The organism is Pseudoxanthomonas sp. Root630, assembly GCF_001427585.1.
GTDB lineage: Bacteria > Pseudomonadota > Gammaproteobacteria > Xanthomonadales > Xanthomonadaceae > Pseudoxanthomonas_A.
The window spans coordinates 394292-412357 of sequence record NZ_LMGY01000012.1; the positions used below are offsets into that span (position 1 = coordinate 394292).

14 protein-coding genes are annotated in these 18066 nt (G+C 61.3%); 8 read left to right on the forward strand and 6 right to left on the reverse strand.

The window, feature by feature from the left end:
• The first annotated feature begins 500 nt into the window (after positions 1–500).
• The 5 genes from ASD72_RS07945 (at position 501) to ASD72_RS07965 (ending at position 8518) form a co-directional block, all read left to right on the forward strand.
• On the forward strand, positions 501–1070 hold the full coding sequence (locus ASD72_RS07945; protein WP_056879385.1) for a sigma-70 family RNA polymerase sigma factor: 570 nt from the start codon (positions 501–503) through the stop codon (positions 1068–1070).
• Positions 1063–2067 (forward strand): FecR domain-containing protein, encoded by a 1005-nt coding sequence (locus ASD72_RS20510; protein WP_162250364.1) that lies wholly within the window; start codon positions 1063–1065, stop codon positions 2065–2067. The genes ASD72_RS07945 and ASD72_RS20510 overlap by 8 nt, the downstream gene beginning before the upstream one ends.
• 30 nt (positions 2068–2097) lie before the next feature.
• The gene (locus tag ASD72_RS07955; protein ID WP_162250365.1) at positions 2098–5529 is read left to right on the forward strand and encodes a TonB-dependent receptor; all 3432 of its coding nucleotides are present in this window, start codon (positions 2098–2100) and stop codon (positions 5527–5529) included.
• A 59-nt stretch (positions 5530–5588) separates the two neighbouring features.
• Positions 5589–7178: an alkaline phosphatase D family protein gene (locus ASD72_RS07960; RefSeq protein WP_056879388.1), complete on the forward strand. Its 1590-nt coding sequence runs from the start codon at positions 5589–5591 to the stop codon at positions 7176–7178.
• Positions 7179–7273: 95 nt separating this feature from the next.
• On the forward strand, positions 7274–8518 hold the full coding sequence (locus tag ASD72_RS07965) for a hypothetical protein (protein ID WP_081420220.1): 1245 nt from the start codon (positions 7274–7276) through the stop codon (positions 8516–8518).
• 1009 nt (positions 8519–9527) lie between these two features.
• Here the strand turns inward: ASD72_RS07965 and ASD72_RS07970 are convergent.
• The 4 genes from ASD72_RS07970 to ASD72_RS07985 are packed head-to-tail and all read right to left on the reverse strand — an operon-like array spanning position 9528 to position 12183.
• On the reverse strand, positions 9528–9980 hold the full coding sequence (locus ASD72_RS07970) for a hypothetical protein (protein WP_056879390.1): 453 nt from the start codon (positions 9978–9980) through the stop codon (positions 9528–9530).
• Positions 9981–10040: 60 nt separating this feature from the next.
• A complete protein-coding gene (locus ASD72_RS07975; protein ID WP_155944538.1) occupies positions 10041–10517 on the reverse strand; it encodes a hypothetical protein in 477 nt (158 codons plus the stop codon).
• Positions 10514–11095 carry a nuclear transport factor 2 family protein gene (locus ASD72_RS07980; protein ID WP_056879392.1) on the reverse strand — a complete coding sequence of 194 codons (582 nt, stop codon included), beginning with the start codon at positions 11093–11095 and terminating at the stop codon, positions 10514–10516. Before ASD72_RS07980 ends, ASD72_RS07975 begins: the two co-directional genes overlap by 4 nt.
• Positions 11092–12183 (reverse strand): hypothetical protein, encoded by a 1092-nt coding sequence (locus ASD72_RS07985; protein ID WP_155944539.1) that lies wholly within the window; start codon positions 12181–12183, stop codon positions 11092–11094. The genes ASD72_RS07980 and ASD72_RS07985 overlap by 4 nt, the downstream gene beginning before the upstream one ends.
• A gap of 517 nt (positions 12184–12700) precedes the next feature.
• Here ASD72_RS07985 and ASD72_RS07990 point away from each other — a divergent pair.
• From ASD72_RS07990 to ASD72_RS08000, 3 genes are all read left to right on the forward strand, one after another.
• Positions 12701–13864, forward strand: a complete 1164-nt coding sequence (locus ASD72_RS07990) for a serine hydrolase domain-containing protein (RefSeq protein ID WP_081420222.1) — start codon at positions 12701–12703, stop codon at positions 13862–13864.
• Positions 13865–13947: 83 nt separating this feature from the next.
• Positions 13948–15051, forward strand: coding sequence for a histidine kinase (locus ASD72_RS07995; RefSeq protein ID WP_056879395.1), 1104 nt, complete (start codon positions 13948–13950; stop codon positions 15049–15051).
• 14 nt (positions 15052–15065) lie between these two features.
• A complete protein-coding gene (locus ASD72_RS08000) occupies positions 15066–15800 on the forward strand; it encodes a LytTR family DNA-binding domain-containing protein (protein ID WP_235577970.1) in 735 nt (244 codons plus the stop codon).
• A gap of 267 nt (positions 15801–16067) precedes the next feature.
• Here ASD72_RS08000 and ASD72_RS08005 read toward each other — a convergent pair whose 3' ends face one another.
• A complete protein-coding gene (locus ASD72_RS08005; RefSeq protein ID WP_056879397.1) occupies positions 16068–16907 on the reverse strand; it encodes a helix-turn-helix domain-containing protein in 840 nt (279 codons plus the stop codon).
• 288 nt (positions 16908–17195) lie between these two features.
• Positions 17196–17960, reverse strand: a complete 765-nt coding sequence (locus ASD72_RS08010) for an alpha/beta hydrolase (protein ID WP_081420224.1) — start codon at positions 17958–17960, stop codon at positions 17196–17198.
• Positions 17961–18066 lie beyond the last annotated feature (106 nt).

The following is an 18066-nucleotide window of genomic DNA, read 5'->3' on the forward strand; positions in this document are numbered from 1 at the left end:
CATATTGGGCGGACGGGCTGTTATCCCTTAAAAGCGAATTTTCTAAACGCTCTCCGGCCGGGTGTTCATCTCCAGTGATCTGGGCATCGCCCGAATCACTCTGGGCACGAGCGCCGTATGTGCACCGCACCGCCTCATTTTGCTGCGGTATCTCCCAGCCAATTGGGCGGGACCCCATTGCGAATGCATAGCCTGGCGGACTATCTCAGATCCTCTTCATCATCTGAAGTGGTGCAACTCTGTTAGGTGATGACGTCAGCTCAGGACGCAAAGCGGACATCTTCCATACCACCGAGGCTCCTCCGCGCTCCTTATGCTCCCTCCGGCAAGTATCTGTCTGACCCATGTCTTATTCAGACTTGCAAGGTGTGGATGCCGGTCGATAGTAAGTGTCACATCAACGTCATCTCGGCTTACCAGAATCTCCCGATGGTGCCGCCTTCCATGCGGGGCGGGCATGGGGATTTTTCTTGTCGCTTCAACATTCTTTCGAAGAAGTCGTGGCCGATGGCATCGGTCGCGAGCACTGGTTCGCTGTCAATATCCTGCCCCACGAAGCGTCTTTGAGACGTTGGCTGGGCCGCCTGCGCGTCCAAGACTCGGACGCGCTGGACATCGTCCAGGAGAGCTACGCGCTGCTGCTGGAGCGTGAGCGGCTGGATGACATCCTCAATCCCCGCGCCTATCTCTTCCAGGTGGCGCATTCACTGATGATGCGCAACATCCGGCGGGCCCGCATCGTACCCATCCTGGCCATCGAGGAGCTGGGAACGATCGAGATCGCCGACAAGGCAGCCACGCCCGAGCAGAAGGCGATCGGGTTGGACGATCTCCGCCACCTTTCCGAGATCATCGCTGACATGCCCGAACAGGCGCGCCAGGCGTTCGTCTTCCGCCGGATCCATACCCTCTCCCAGCGCGAGATCGCCCACCGGATGGGAATTTCCGAGAGCACCGTCGAGAAACACATCGCGCGGGGCATCCGATGGCTTGGAGAGAGGCTGGCGGATGGAGGAAACGGACCATCCCGATTCTCCAAGGAAGATGGACGGGATGCCAGGCGTGTCTGAGGAAGGTCGCGAAACAAGTCGGGCGATCGAGGAAGCGGCAGCGCAGTGGGTGGCGCGGCTTGATCGTGCGCCGCTGACGACGGCCGAGGACAGGCAGCTCCATGACTGGCTGCGCGGAGATCCTCGCCGGCGAGGAGCGTTCATGCGCGCGCGCGCGCTATGGCTGCGCCCCGATCTCATCGCGGCGGCGGATGCCCGGCCCACCCAACACCGGGCGCAACCGTCGCCTGTGCCCGCGGGCTCCCGTCGTGCTGCGCGAACACGCCCGCGTACGCGGAGCGCTCGCCTCAGGCAGTGGCTGGGCGCACTCGCCGCATCGCTGCTGCTGGTCGTGTTCGTCCTTGTCACGGTTCCCGTGCCGACGGCGTATGCAACGGCAAAGGGCGAAATGCGGCGGATACCGTTGACGGGTGGGTCTACGCTCACGTTGAACACTGACAGCCGGGTCGATGTCTACGAAGAGACCGACCATGTGCGCGTCAAGGTTCGTCGCGGCGAGGTACTTGTCGAGGCTGTCGGAGGCGAGCGACCGCTGACGGTGGAGATCGACGGACGTCATCTGGAGGCCGGTGCCGCGACTTTCGTCGTGCGGAAGCTGCAAGGGACGCGGACGCAGGTCGTCGTGCAGAACGGCACCGTCAACCTGCCGGCCCGGAGTGTGGGGCAAGGTCCACTGCTCGCGAACACGCGCGCATCGCTGGGGCGTGCGGTGGCTGATGTCGACGTTGCCACCTTGTCCGCCGAGCAGATGCAGCGGGAGCTGGCGTGGCGCGAGGGAAAGCTCGCGTTCCGTGGCGAGACGCTGGCCGATGCTGCCGCGGAGTTCGCACGCTACAACGACGCATCGATCGAAATCGCGGACCCGCAACTGGCCAAGGCCCCGATCACGGGCCTGTTCGCGGCCAACAATCCTGCCGGCTTCAGTCGCGCCGTTGCCGGCGTGTTCGGCGCGCGCGTTCGCCACGAAGCGAGGGGAAAGATCGTCATCGAAGATTAAATTTTCATGACGCATGGAGGAAGCATACGCATGACGTCTCTTGCATTCGAGGCCTGCAATTCCTGCGGCCATCCCCCGAGTGCAAGCCCGATGATCCGCTTCAAGAAGCTCCTGCTCGCCAGTGCCGTGACGATCGCGTTGGCATCCAATCCGAAAGCGATGGCGCAACAGCGCCAGTTCAACGTGCCGGCCCAGCCGGCGGTGAGTGCCATTCCCGAGTTTGCGCGTCAGGCGCAGGTACAGATCATCGCGCCCGCGGAATTCCTCGAGGGCGTCGAAACGCCCGCCGTGGTCGGCGAAGAAGATGTCCGCGATGCACTGCGCATGCTGTTGCGTGGTACGCCGCTAGGGATCCAGTCCGATGATGGCAGCGTGATCCTGCTGCAGGCGACGCAGGGCGATTCGCAGGGCGCAGGCACCGGTACGGTGACGGGCAGCGTGCTGGATCCGGCCACCGGCGGCTACCTCCGCGATGCCTTCGTGCGTATCACCCGGGGGAGCTGGACGCGCGTCGTGCATTCGGGCGAGCGTGGCGAATTCAAGCTGGCGGGGGTGCCGTCCGGTTCCGTCGTGGTGACGGTCACCTACACCGGCTTCGGCGAGCAGCGGAAGACCATCGAACTGGAGAACGGCGAGCGCGAACGCGTTGAATTCCAGTTGCGGAGCACTTCGACGGAATCCGGCGACACGCAGACGCTGGATTCGTTGAAAGTGATCGGGGTTCGTGAAGGCGATGCGCGCGCAATCATGGAGCAGCGTGCATCCATGAACATCACCAACACCTTGTCGGCGGACAGCTTCGGTGAGATAGGTGACGGGAATCCTGGCGAGTTTCTGAAGTACATGCCGGGCGTCGACTTCGACGTCGTCGCCGACGACGCCCCTCGCAACATCAGCTTGCGGGGACTGCCGGCGAAGTACACCGGCGTGACCCTCAATGGCGTGGCGTTGCCGGGCATCGATGCCAACTCGTCCAGCTCGCGTACCTTCAGTTTCGAACAGAGCGCGCTCGCGGGCGTGGACTCGATCAGTATCAACAAGACGACATCCGCCGACATGGACGCGAACGCGCCGGCCGGCACCATCGACATCCGGACCAAGCGCGCGTTCGACGCAAAGGGTCGGCGTGTGGTGGTGTCGCTCGGCGGCACGACCCATGCCGGCCTGTGGGACAGCCGGAACACCGGCTGGATGGAAGGTGGCTACGACAGCAAGTGGTTGCCCAGCAGCTCGATCACCTACTCGGATGTCTTCCTGGATCGCCGGCTGGGCATTGCAGCGGGTATCAGCAGTACGAACAACCTCGTCGAACAGTCCCAGATCACCGCCAACCGCAACTACGTGGCCACCGCCACCAGCCCGTACCCCTACGCGGTCACCTCCATCGCGGCGGGTGGCTACTCGCGCGAGTACAACCGCCGCGTCGCCTCCTTCAATGCGGACTTCAAGGCCACGGACGAACTGATCCTGTCATTCGCGGCGAACCTGAGCCGGGGCGACATCGATCCGAACAACATCGCGCCGACCTTCACCAACGGGCGCGCCACCGCCGCCAATCCGCATGAGGGCGATCCCTCGCTGGACTGGACGACCCATTTCCCGGCCACCACCAACACCCTCGCGCTGAGCCACGTCTATACCTACAAGGTGGGTTACTCGCGCAACTTCGTGCCGAGCTTCGTGTGGCAGAACGAGAGGTTCAAGCTGGACGGCAACCTGTTCTCGGCCGACTCGACCAGCAAGTACGACTCCGGCCGGAAGGGGCAGGTGTCCGGCCTGCTCAACACCGTGACTGCGCGGGGCAACTACAGCGCGTCGCGGAGCAACTGGATGACGCAGGACTGGCAGATCCAGCAGATCGACGGCATCGACTGGGCCAGCCCGGACGCGTTCACGCTGGGCTCCTATGCCGGTGCGCTAGGCGCGTCGACTCGTCCGTCGATCCGCACCACCAGCGGAAGCTCCGCCGAGTTGGACTATCGCGGAGGGAGCCTGAACTTCGAGTTCTATCAGGACGTCGGCAACGTGCCGGTCACATGGAAGATTGGCCTGAAGGTCACCGATGCCGGTTATGAATTCGGCAACACGTCCGACGCCAACATCTGGACCTACAACGGTCCGCTCACCAACGCGGAGTTCCTGCGTGCGGTACAGAGCCAGACCATGTGGCACGGCGGCGAGAGCGGCATGAATATCCGGACGCTGAGTGGAGGAGAACTCTACGTCTACAGTCTGACCAGGATGTACCAGATGATGCAGGCCAACCCTGAGCAGTGGGTTCGCAGCGAGACGGCCGCGCAGTGGTACGCCGCCAACATCGCCAACGTAAACAAGCTCGACGAGCGCATCAAGTCGCTGTACTTCATGGGGACCGCCGATCTCACCGACAAGCTCAAGCTGCAGGCTGGCCTGCGCTGGGAGAGGACAAGCGAGACCGGCCACGACTTCGATCCGCTGAGTCCCGATACCGTCCGCGCCGCCGGTTACGCCGTATCGGCAGCCACGGGCCGCGCCACGACAGTGGAAGGCCTGAAGTACCAGTACCTGACTAACCCGCGCAAGGAGACGGAAGGCAGCTACAACGACTTCTTTCCCAGCGCGTCACTCAAGTACAGCGTCACGGACAGCCTGGACATCCATGCCGGCTACAGCAAGACCATCATGCGGCCGGAGGTGAGCGATCTCTCGGGCGTCTGGTCCGTCGCCTACGGCACCGAGGACGGCAACGTGCTCACCGCGCCGAACGCAAGCCTCAAGCCGGAGTACTCAGACAATTTCTCCCTCCGAGCGACCCAGTACTTCGAACCGGTCGGCCTGGTTGCCTTCGGGTTGTTCCACAACAGGATCAGGGACCTGATCTCCGTCAGCACCATGACGGCCGAGGAGTTCGGTTACTCGGGTGACGAGCCGATCGACTTCGTCAGCACGGCCACCAATAGCCGCAACGACATCACCGTCAATGGCTACGAGTTCGAGTTCAACCACGCCATGGACTACCTGCCGGGTGCGCTGAGCGGCCTGACCATCCGCGGACACTTCACCAATACCAATCCGTCGGAACGGCTGTCGCGCGTGGCGCAGCAGGTGGCTGGTCTCGGACTTGGCTGGAAGTACGGACCCGTGCGGTTGAACCTCAACACCGTCTGGAGCGATGAGAAGGATCGCGGACCCACCAATCCGGTCAGTGTCAACAATGGCAATGGCGCGTACTCGGTGGTCCAGGAGCAGCCGTTCGACGACTACCTGGAAGTGAACCTGTCCGGCAGCTACACCCTCATTCCCAAGACCAGGAACAACTGGCTGGGGCTGGAGGTGTACTTCAGCGCCAACAACATCTTCGACCAGAACCGCCACACCGTGTACTCGAACGCGCCGGTGGGTCTGGGTACGAGTGGTCACCACAGCCAGATCTACATCACCAGCGGCCGCCGCGCCTCGCTCGGCATCCGCGCGCGCTTCTGATCGCTCCGCGTCGCAAACGCCGCCAACCGGCCAACAGAGAGCAACAAACGGATATCGTCATGCATCATCGTCTTGATCGTCGCAAGTTCATGTTGGCTGCCGGCGGGCTGGCCCTGTTCGCGGGGCTTGGACGCGCGGGGCGCGTATGGGCCTCGCCGAGCTTCGCCGCGTATCCGTTCCAGTTGGGCGTCGCCTCCGGCGATCCGATGCCGGATGGATTCGTCATCTGGACACGACTGGCGCCGAAGCCGCTGGAAGAGCACGCCGGCATGCCGATGCTGGCCGTGCCGGTCCGCTGGGAAGTTGCCGAAGATGAGAGGTTCTCGATCATCGTGCGAAAAGGCGAGGCGCTCGCGCGGCCGGAACTTGGGCACAGCGTGCACGTTGAAGTGGAGGGACTGCGGGCGCGTCGCCCGTACTGGTATCGCTTCCATGTCGATGGCCAGCCGCCCAGCCCCGTGGGCAGGGTCCGCACCGCGCCCGGCGCAGGCGATATGCCGGAACGCGTGCGCATCGGCGTGGCCGGCTGCCAGCATCACGAAGCGGGTCTCTACACCGCCTACCACCACCTGAGCCAGGAGCCGGAGCTGGATGCGGTGTTCCACTACGGCGACTACATCTACGAAGGGCCGGGCAAGGACGTGGCGGTTCCCGTGCGGGATGCGAACGGGAAGCCCATCGACCGTAAGCATGCCGGCGGCGAGATCTACTCGCTGGACGACTATCGCCGTCGTTACGCGCAATACAAGAGCGATCCGGACCTGCAGGCGGCGCATGCCGCTGCCGCCTTCCTGTCCACGTGGGATGACCACGAGTTCGACAACAACTGGGCGGCGGCGCAGGACCAGGACGGTACTCCACCGGAAATCTTCGCGCTCCGCCGGTTTTCCGCCATGCAGGCCTGGTACGAGAACATGCCGGTGCGTCGTGCGTTGTTCCCATCGCCGCAGCATGGCATCACGCTGTATCGTCGCCTGGACTACGGCCAGATGCTGCGCGTGCATCTTCTGGACACGCGCCAGTACCGCAGCAAGCAGCGTTGCGAAATCGGCACGATCCGGCCCTGCCGAAGCAGTGACGAAAGCGGGCCTGAGCAGATGCTCGGTACGGCCCAGGAACGGTGGCTGGGCGAAGGCTTGAACGCTAATCCGCGTTGGCACCTGTTGGCGCAGCAGGTGATGATGATGCCTTACCGGTATCCGGTCAGCCGCAAGTTGGGTCCCGTCAATGCGGATTCCTGGAGCGGCTATCCCGCATCTCGCGCACGAGTGATCGAAATGCTCAAGGAACGGAAACTGGGCAACGTCGCGGTCGCCACCGGTGACGTGCACAAACACCATGCCGGCGTGGTGCCCTCGCGGGATGAAGATCTCCTCAGTCGGCCTGTGGCCACGGAGTTCGTGACCACTTCGATCGCCTCCGGCGGTGACGGAAGCGACGTTCCGCCGACGTGGGAGCGCGTGCTGGCCGACAATCCGCACAACCATCTGCTCAACGATCGTCGCGGCTACCAGCTGTTCAACATCGGTCGGGACGTGTGGCGGGCCGATGTGGTTGCCGTCGACAAGGTGAGCACGCCGGGCGGCAGGAAGTCCGTCATCGCCCGTCTGGCCACCGAACGCGGCAAGCCGGGTATCGAAAGAGCATAAGCTTCATGACAACGAACCGACAGCCTGGCGCGTCACGGACGCGGGGTCCCGGGCACGACGAGAAGATGCGGGGAGAACGCCGCATGCGAGCAAGCATGCTGCGGCTGTCCGCGATCACGCTGTCGTCGTGGATCAGTGCGACGAGCGTTGCCGCGGCAACGGCGAGGGTAGGAGAGCCCCTGCCTCCGTGGCGCGAGGGAGAGCTGGACATCCACCACATCAACACCGGACGGGGCGAATCCCAAGTGCTGATCCTGCCGGATGGCACCGGCCTGCTGATCGACATGAGCGGAAAGACCAGCGAGCAGGCACCGTTCCTGCTTCCCAGCCGGCCGGATGCTTCACGTCCTCCGGGTGAATGGGTCGCACGGCATGTGCGCCGCGTGCTGCCCGCAGGCAGGGACAAGCTCGACTACGCGCTCATCAGCCACTTCCATGGCGACCACATGGGGTCGATCACACCGGACTCGCCCTGGTCGGCGAACGGCTACCAGCTCAGCGGCATCACCGAAGTCGCCGAATCGCTCCCGGTGGCCAAGGTCATCGACCGCGGTTGGCCCCGCTACGACTATCCGGTGCAGCTCAGCAACCCCACGATGGACAACTACTGCCGTTTCCTAGATTGGCAGATCAGGAACACGGGGCTGGTGGTGGAAGCGTTTCAGCCGGGCCGCAACGACCAGATCGCGCTGATGCACACGCGGAACGCGTATCCAAAGTTCGAGATCCGCAACCTGTACGCCAGCGGACGGGTTTGGACGGGCGAAGGCGTGTCGACACGTTCTCTGTTTCCTGCGCTGGACGATATCGCGCAGAACGACCATCCGGGCGAGAACAAGCAGAGCATCGCGCTGCGCGTTCGATACGGTGCGTTCGACTACTACACGGGCGGGGATCTGTCCGCCGTGGATGAGGAGACCGTGATCGAGCCGGTAGCCTGGAAGAACGTTGAACCGGTCGTGGCGAACGCTTGCGGACCGGTCGACGTGATGAAGGCCAACCATCGCGGAAGCTGGGACGCCAACAGCATCCCGTTCCTGGCCGCGCTACGACCACGGGTGATCGTTGTTCCCTCGCGCGCGGACGGTCATCCGGCGGTCAGTACGTACAAACGCATGACGTCGCAGGAGGTGTGGACGGGTGAGCGGGACATCTTCATCACCAATGTCTCGGATGCTACGGCCAGGACGACCTATGGCGTGGACAAGGCAGCTAGCGTTCAGGGGCACGTAGTTATCAGGGTCGAGCGGGGCGGTGCCCAGTATCGCGTTCTTGTATTGGATGATGCCGACGAAGCAATGCGGATAAAGGCCGTGCACGGGCCTTATATGTCCAACTAGCGTGTAGTTGGTTGACGCTGTCCGCTTCTGGCCGGAAGCGGACATCAGCCATCCGTGAAGCAAAGCTCCCTACTAACCAGATCACTAGTTCGATGGGCGAAGGCGCAGAGCGACCATGTTTAAAGAACTGCCGCAAGCGCACTGATGTCAGTAAATAGAGCGAACAGGTCTGGCATCCAAGCGGAACTCAGCCTTCGATTCTCAAGACTTCGCCCAATGGCATCCCAGTGCGGCACTCACGCATCCCCAATCACTTCCGCTTCAGCAATTAGTTGAATCACAGACTAATCGATCCTCAGCGTCAGAGACTGGATCGCTAGAGTACTCTCTCTGGAAGTGAGAGATTCGGCGGCCACGGATCTCCTTGCGACTACTACTGGACATGAGCAGGGAGCAATGTGCACGGCGACTTCATCACAAAACCACGCTCTACATTGCCATCAAATCCAAGTGACTCGTACATCCCGTGAGCTTCTAGACGGTTCGCGCCTGACAGCAATAGCAACTTGCCGCAAGACCTCTGCCACGCGTAAGAGATTGCAGCAGACATGGTAGCTCGGGCAAACCCCCGCCCGCGGAACTCATCTAGCGTTACCACATGTTCTATTACGCCGATAGGGCGTCCGGCTTTTGCAAAGCTTGGAATAACTGCAACCATGCATGTCGACACTAGCAGGCCATCCACTTCAGCAACAAAAATCGTTGATGTCCTGCTGTGAATAATCTTTCGCCATGAGAATTCGGTCTCCGAATTCGGCTCGGTCACATGATGCAAGTGCAGGCAGGCATATAACCGAGTAATTCCATCGAGATCTTTCTCTCTAGCCTTTCGCACTCGCATGTAGCTTGGCCTCGTGAAGTACTACGTGATGATTTGCTGCTCTACAGCGCCCGGGATTCGAAGCGACTGATGAGCCAAGCTTTGCCACGATAGAAGTCCAAGGCAGCGCCTAGATTACGTAAGGCAAATGCTGTAGAACTCCAAACGACCTTGTACGTGTAAGCTGCCTCAGTCATTGACGACGGCAATTCTTGTCATGAATCCGATGCACGCCGGATCCTCCTTGAACTCTCTGATCCGCCCTTTCTCCAGCCTCGCAAGGGCCACCACAAGAGCCCCAAGTCGCATGTCCCTCGCCCGTTCTGAATCGTCTCCGATCTGAATGAAGAGATGACAAGGGGGCGCCAACGCGTGCTTCGGAAGCGCGATGCCGCCATTGACCCTCGTGCCATTGGGCATGAGCAGAGCGCCGGGCTCGCCTAGGTAGTAGATGTGGTCCTTGCTCTGAAAAACAGCCTGGTAGCTCCCCTTTGCCAAGCCGGAAGATACTTTGTTGGCCATCATGACGTCCGCCTCAAGCACGAAGTGACTCGCGCTTGGCACGGGATCGAACGATTTCGGACTCTTGGTCATGCCACACGCGATCAAGATGATCGTAAGGGCGAGAACAAGCCTTTTCATATCTTCACCCTCATTTGAAACGCCGCACTCGGGACACTATGGAAGATCCATGCCCTGCTGTTAGGGCACGAGCTTACTGCGCAGGAGCAGATCATTCTTCTCCGAGGTCGGGAAGTCGAAGCTCCCGTAGCCCGCACGGATGATGCCATCGATGACTGCGCCATTGCCTTCATGCGGCGTCTCGGGCGTGCGTCGGACCACGAAGATCGCGGCTCCCTTGTTCGCATCCTTGGGGAGATACACGCCACAATCCCAGCGATCGGACCAACGCGCGTCCGTATTCCTGGGGGGCGCCACACTCATCTGGAAGCAGCCTGCTTGACCCATCAGATAGACCGCTTTGGCGTCTTCATACCTTTGGACATAGCGCCCTGCAAAGAGGGTGAACGTTGCAGCCTTCTCCTGGAAAACGTAGTCTTCCAGAAGCGTGTACGTTTGACCCGCATCCACGACCTTTAGGTTCTTTGGATAGACATGCTTTGCTACCGCGACCGAAGACATAAGGACCAGGGCAACGCCTATTGAGGTGCGCATCATGATCCGGCTTGGGCCAAGGGCGTGTAATGGGTGAGCAGGACTACCCACCTCCCTTGCCTCTTTTCCAGCATGAAAGTCACCCTTAGTGACGCATCCCGCTCGTTACCGTAGCGCGTCCGGGCGCTGTGCTGCAGGGCAATGATGATGACACCGTCCTTAGTCTCTTCGAAGGCGACCTCAGACAGGGCGACATCCGCGTGATCAGCGAGTCTCGTCGCCTCAGAAGCTCCGACACCAAGCAAGGGGCCTAGAATGTCGCTGCGAGTTTCAACCTCGCCTGCATGTGAGATTCGTAGATAATCCGGAGCAAGAAGTTCCTCCAGAATCCTCCGATCGCCTCTTGCTTCGGCAGCAAGCATCAACTTTGCGGCATCCAGTGCGCGTGTATTGTCGGTGATAGGATACTCGGCCCTAGCCGTCGCAATCATGCCGACTGCGAGCAAGTAGGAAAGCAAGGTCAGCAGGATATCTCGAGTACGCGTCCGCCGCGAAACCTTGGCTGCATGGCTGATGATCACGTCTGCCTCGATTGATTCCGCGGACGAGAACGAAGCGACTAAATATCCTTTTTCGCTCATCGCGAGCTCCTCTTCATGGTGGAAAGATTGCAGTTGCCTCCGGCCATCTGGTAGTCGAACAGGCGACCTCCATTTTTCTTGCCACCTTCGCGCAGAATGAACGTGAGCTCACATTCGCGCAGCTCTCCTGTGACGGCGACATGCCCATACTTGGACACGACGTTAGCCACTCGCTCGTCCTTCTCGCTGTAGTAAACCCAGAGACGGTCTCCGCCCACACGGCGCTCGCCATCGGGGTACCCCATGACCTCGATGATCTCCGGTTCAGTCAACCCCTTCATGCTGTGGACGAGATCTCTGAACTGTTTCGGGTACTTCTTGGCTGCGAAGTTCCGGTCGACTTGGGCCATGAATGCGTCTTCAGCTTGAGATGACTCGATGTCCTTGCGTAGATTCTGTTCCTTTCCACGCATTTCCGCCGACAGGGCGTCTCCACGCGCGATGGTCTCGCGCCTCAGGCGGTCGAGTTCGGCGGGTGACTTGCTCGTGGTGAATGCGGGCTCTGTTCCATCGCGCCAGAGCGTGGCGAACGAGAGGTCGTTGAGCCCCATCGGGAGGACATGGTCACCGACCACCACCAAACCCAGCTTGTTCAGTTCGTCCTGACCCTGGCCTCGTCGCCTATCGGCTTCGAGCGCCTTTTTCCAGCGGGCTTCATCGCAGGCCAGCAACCTGGCCTGGGCTTGCCAAGGTGCAGTGATGGCACTCCAGTCCAGTCCAGGCACTTGCTGCGACCTGCCGTTCTGCCGGTAGTGCTGCTCTTGCTGAGTGATACGCATCTGCTGGCTGCCGCATTGGAACTCAAGCGTGAACATCGTCAACCAAGGTCCTCCTGCGGCCTCGTGGATCTGATTGACGCGGATCTGATTGACCTTCGTGGCGGCTTCGGCCTTGAGGGGGTCGCCCGTACGCTGCAAAGCCTCGAGGAACGCCTCTGGCGAGGTCCGGCTCTGGACGTCGTCGAAGGCCGCGTAGTAAACGGTCCTGTCGGGTTTCTGCCCCTCGGCGTAGACCATCATCCACATGCCGGCATTGGCCGGCGCCACGGCAAGTAGAAACAGGAGGAGCGAGATAACGATGGATTTCATAGGTCTGACAAGCCTCGGAGCCGTGTTGGACATAGATGCCGCGCAGTGAGCCATGACATGCTTCTGCAGCACTTGGCTTCGCGGCTGACTGCACTTGAAGTCACTGCTCGGCAACCCGATGGCCGTTGCCGTCCTCGGGATGGACGATTCGCCACCGACTGCGAAGGAGGCTCCCAAAGCCGGGTATCCTTGAAGTGCCGTCAACAGCAGTGCCGCGCCCTGGATGCGTGTCCTTCCTGTCATCTGTTCTCCCCCTATCTCTGGATGACCCGTGGGTTGCCTGCGGGACCCTCCGCAAGCGGAGGCGAGGCGACATGCCGTTGGCTCGCTTGAGAACGTTTCGCCACGCGCCCGGGCTGGAAATATGGTCGCGTAAGTCGTCGCGGGGCGACGGCGTCCTGGCGCACGTAATGCACGGGTCAGCGCCAAGGCCGGGTTTTCTGAAGGTCGCGACGCCGACATCTGGCATCGTTAGGACCATCGGCACGACCAGACCTTTAACGCGAGAGGATAGGACATGAAGATCACAAGACGCCGCTTGATCGAAGCAGGTACAGGACTCACCGGGGGAATGTTGCTTGCCTCAGGCCCCATGGCACCTCTCGCGCGCGCACTTGCGCCTGCCGCGTCAGATTCGACCTTGAGGACCATTGTCGATGCGGCGGTGGCGTCCCGGCAGGTGCCAGGCGTCGCCTTGTCGGTCTGGCAGGGTGGCAAAGAGGTCAATTCGTACTATGCCGGGCAGGCCAACCTGGAGACGGCAACCCATGTAACCGCCGGAAGTGTCTTTCGCATTGGGTCGCTCACCAAGCAGTTCGTCGCCGCCTTGCTTCTGAAACTTGAGTCTCAAGGCAAACTTTCGCTGGGCGAGCCCGCACAGCGCTACCTGACCTTCCTCCCCCAGCATGCCCCGTTCTCGATACGCGAGCTTTTGCAGCACACGGCGGGTATAAGCGACGGCGAGTACGACACCGAAGGCGTATCGTCGCAACTCACCCAGGCCGAGCGAATCGCGCGTATGACGCCACTCTTCGATTTTGATCCCGGCACCGCTTGGCGTTACAGCAATGCTGGCTATATCCTGCTGGGCGCCATCGTCGAAAAGGTAACGGCACTCCCCTTGGCGACCGCTGCCTCCAAGCTGCTGTTCGAGCCACTCGGCCTGACCCACACCGCGTTCGACCAGTCTTCCGACGTTGTCATGGCACGCGCTTCGGGTTACACACCGACCGGCACAGAGACTCAACCATTCAACAATGCTGAGTACCTCGATGTAGCGCTGGCCGGAGCCGCAGGCGCGATGCGTTCAACAGCACACGACCTGTGCCGGTGGCTAGCAGCGTTGTTCGGCGGAGCTTACTTGCCTGCGTCAAGCGTGCAATCCATGCTGGTGCCAGCACGTCTTCGTGACGGCGCGCTGGCCGGGACGAAACGGCACGATCCCCAAGCGCAAGGCATGGGCGATACCCAGTATGGACTGGGCTTCATGTTGGACGCGCACACGATCGACGGGAAGCCCGTTGCCGGCCACCATGGTGGCATCAACGGATTCGCCGCCTACCTCGCGTGCCATCCATCCAGCGGCCTGGCATACGCCTGCCTGTGCAATGCTGACACCCATCCCGGGCTCCCTTTGCGTGATGTGCGCAGGCAGGTCCTAGGCCCGGTGCTGGCCAAGTAAGAGCCGCCCCCTCCGCCGTGACGCCTCGCCATGGCCCCTCTCGGCTCACGTATATTTGGTCGTTCGTTACGAGGCTCTTTGCGATGCCTATCCGCCATGCCAGATCCGAGGCCCTCCTTCCTCCCGTCTGGCTGCCGCTCGCGGCGAGCATTCCTGTCGGCTTGTGCATGGTGGTGTTGACCCTGCCATCGATCGGCGACGAAGTCGCGGAATGGCGACGTATGCTTTGCCTGGCGCTCTATCTACTACTATGTATACCATTGTTGTTTCTACAGCGCGCGCTCTGGCGCAAGCGAGTGCCCTGGTGGCTGCTGGTGCCCGCCCTTCTGGTCGCCAGCTATGTACTGTCCGTTGGCAGCAACATCGCGGACTTGCTGGTTGCGCGGTCGGCGGGCTGGATACCGTACCAAACCGTGGAACTGGCACGACTGGTCAAAGGCATCGATGCGTTCTGGCTTGCGTTGGTGGCATTTTGTGCACTCCACGCCGTGGTCTGCTACTACATCGAGCTCGGCCACGAGAAGGCCCGGAGCGCCGAAGCCAAGGCGCTTATGCATGAGGCGGAGCTTCGGGCGCTCAGATACCAGCTTCAGCCACATTTTCTGTTCAATACGCTCAATGCGATCTCTTCGCTGGTGGTTTCCGGCCAGGTGGAGCGTACCCAGCAGGTCATCTCGAGGCTCGCGGACTTCCTGCGGGCAACGCTCGACGAGCGGATATCGCATGAGGTCTCCCTCGCAGAGGAGATCGCTCTCACAGAGACGTATCTGGCGATCGAGAAGGCGCGCCTCGGGGACCGTCTGATCGTGCACTGGAACATCGGCGCAGACATTCTCGATAAGCGTGTACCGCACCTGCTGCTGCAGCCATTGGTCGAGAATGCGATCCGGCACGGCATCGCGCTGCGCAGCGAGCCCGGCACCCTGGAGATAGGGCTACTGCAGGAAAAGAAGATGCTGCGGGTTTTTGTCGGTAACGACGGGCAAGTCGGCAGCATGGGGGCGCCGCATAACGGATCTTCTCTAGCCGGTGGGATGCGCAACATCTCCGAGCGCCTGATCCGCTTGTATGGAGACGCGCACAAATTGCAAGCTGAGCCAAGAACGGACGCCGGGTTCAACGTGTCGATCGATATTCCCTTGCGCGACACCACAACGCCTGACGCCTACTGGGACTTTCATCGATGATCCGAGTTGCCGTCGTGGATGACGAACCGCTCGCCCGGAGCGGTGTACTTGCACGCCTGACACGACATCCGGACATGCATCTCGTAGGCGAGTACGCCGATGGCAAGGCGGCTCTCGATGGCATCCTCAATACTCCGTCCGACTTGGTCTTACTCGATATCCAGATGCCGAATCTGGACGGATTCGGGCTGCTCGACGAGATCCCGCAGGAGCGGCGGCCGTTGGTCATCTTCCTGACAGCGCATGACAACTTCGCAGTTCGTGCATTCGATCTGAAGGCGCTTGATTACATCCTGAAGCCGATTGACGACGACAGGTTTTCAGAATCGCTGGATCGGGCACGCGAAGCCATCGCTTCCCGCCATCACGGCGGAGCGACGACGTTGGATCTAAGCGAAGGCCGACACAGGCGAAGGTTCTCTATCCGAACCGGGCGACGCGTGACCTTCATCGATTCAGCTGATGTGGAATGGATCGAAGCCAGCGGCGACTACGCGATCCTGCACTGCCACAGGAAAGAGCATTTGCTGCGCGAATCGCTGGCAGACCTTGCCAAGCGGCTCGATCCCGCCATGTTCATCAGAGCGCATCGCTCTACGATCGTCCGCCTGGATTGCGTGGCAGAAATGCAGGCCCTGCCGAATAGGGATGCACTGATTCGCCTGCGGGATGGCACTCCCTTGCGAGTCAGTCGTACCTACATAGCGAACCTTCTCGAGAGGCTGCACGAGCGATCAATCCGTAGCTGAGGCATATGGAGTACCAGCGTGAACGTCGGCTTCGGACTAGGATGAGCTGTGTCTTCATCGAGAGGCTTAGAGGAAGTCACGGAGGAGCGGTCAACTCTGTAGGCTAAGGCAGCTATTCATGCAAGCCGACGCCACTTCGTGGCGTGGCTCAATTCAGAAGCTCTTCGAAGTCCGCTTTCTGGCTGATAGCCGCCATCCCCTGAGGGTGACGTCCGCTTCCGGCCAGAAGCGGACATAACATCCAACTTGATGCCGAGCGACATAAAACTACTGCTTGTAGACCCGACGCCATGCGCTAGGACCGATCCCCACCAGGCTCTGAAACACGCGCGTGAGGTGGCTCTGATCGGCGAAGCCGCACGTCGACGCGATGTCAGCAACACCAAGCCCGCTATTTGCAAGCAGTCCTTTCGCCTTCTCGATGCGTCGCTGTCGTTGCCAGGCGATCGGTGAAGCCCCAACCGACTCGCGGAACGCGCGTGTGAAATGACGGACAGATAGCTCGCATGCTGCGGCAAGCTCGCCAAGGGAAATGCTCCCGTCAAGTCGCTGATCGAGCATATCTTTTGCCAAGCGCTCTTGCCAGGGCGCCAAGCGGCCCGTGCCGAAGAGGGCGAAGTCATTCATGCCTCCGTACGAACGCGCCACATGGTACGCCAAGGCCATGGCCAGATGATCCACGAACAAGGCGCTCCTCTCCTCCGGCTTCGCCGCAAGTGTAGGTGCCATCGCTTGGAGCAGATTGGCCGCCACAGGGTCATGGACGACGCCCGCCGGTGCGTGTCGAAGCTCGTCGATTATCGGTGACCGTGCGTCCTCGGCAAGCGCATTAAGCGCCGTATGAGGCAGATAGAAGTCGATCGCGTGGAAGGACTCGTCGGGATTGTCCGACTTGCTTGGGCGCAAGTCATAGACCAGGTCCATGCGAAGATCGTAGATCGCGACAGCACCGGCCACGAATCCTTCATGCCTGTACGCGCGGCTCTCGGCATAAAGGTCGAAGTCGGGGCACTTCTTAAGCTGGACGGCGATCATGTAGGCGTCGTCGCGAACTGGCTCGCTGATGCCGACGCTATTGCGATCACCAATGAGCTCGACGAAGCCCATGCCTGATTTGCATCTGGCACCAGTGGGAATGGTCTGAGCACCGCGAAGGTGAAGAGAGTTCGGGACGATACTCAGTCCTGAAGCCTGGTTGCTCTCAGATCCGACCGGATTGGCATTGCACGACATGACAAGGCGCCTCGACTGGCGGTCACACTGGCTAGATCGGCCCAGGCAGTATGCGCCTCTGCGTGTCCGGCGTCTCCGCCTCAGGGCACGCTCGGACCCTAATCCCAAAACGGGCGAAGGAGCACCCGGAGTGCCCCTTCGCTCCATCCACCGCGGCTGCGGTTACTTCGATCCCTTGGCGGCCTGCCTGATGATCTCCACGACGGCCTGCGGCTGCGATACGTAGACAGCGTGGCTGCCGGGCGTCTCCGACACCTTGGCGCCTGCGCGCCCTGCCATCTGACGCTGCGCTGGCGGCGGGATCATCTTGTCATCCGTGGCCACCAGGTACCAGCTTGGCTTGCTCCTCCACGCCGGTACGGTGACCGCCCCGGCGAGCGCGTTGACGCCCCACGGGACCTGCGAGTCGGCCATGAACGAGGCTTCCTCCGGCGCGACGTCTCCGGCGAAGGATTCTGCAAACTTGGCCCGATCCAGGAACAGGAAGCCGTTCTGCGGCGGAAGGATCGGTGGCACCGGAGCACCCGGAGGCGGGTTGGCGATCAGGCTCTGCACCGACTCGCCCTTGTCGGGCGCGAAGGCCGCGATGTAGACCAACCCCTTTACTTTCGGATCCGTACCCGATTCCGAGATCACCACGCCCCCGTAGGAGTGGCCTACCAGGATGACCGGGCCATCCTGCTGCGCGATGACCAGCTTGGTGGCGGCAACATCATCGGCGAGCGAGGTCGTGGGGTTCTGGACGATCGTTACGTTGTAGCCATCCTTGCGCAAGGTCCGGTAGACGTGCGACCAGCCCGAACCATCCACAAAGCCGCCGTGAACAAGCACCACGTTCTTCACGCCGGCGGGATCGGCGGCATGGGCAGATGAGACTGCACCTGCGGTCAGGGCAACAGCAGCGGTAAGCGACAACAAAGCGTTCATAGCGGGAGTTCCTCGTATTGCGTGGTATGGATCAGGTGGTGCGGAAGGCGAAACTAGAATTGAGAACTACTTTATGAAGCGGATGCTCCTTCTAGACTGGTGGTGA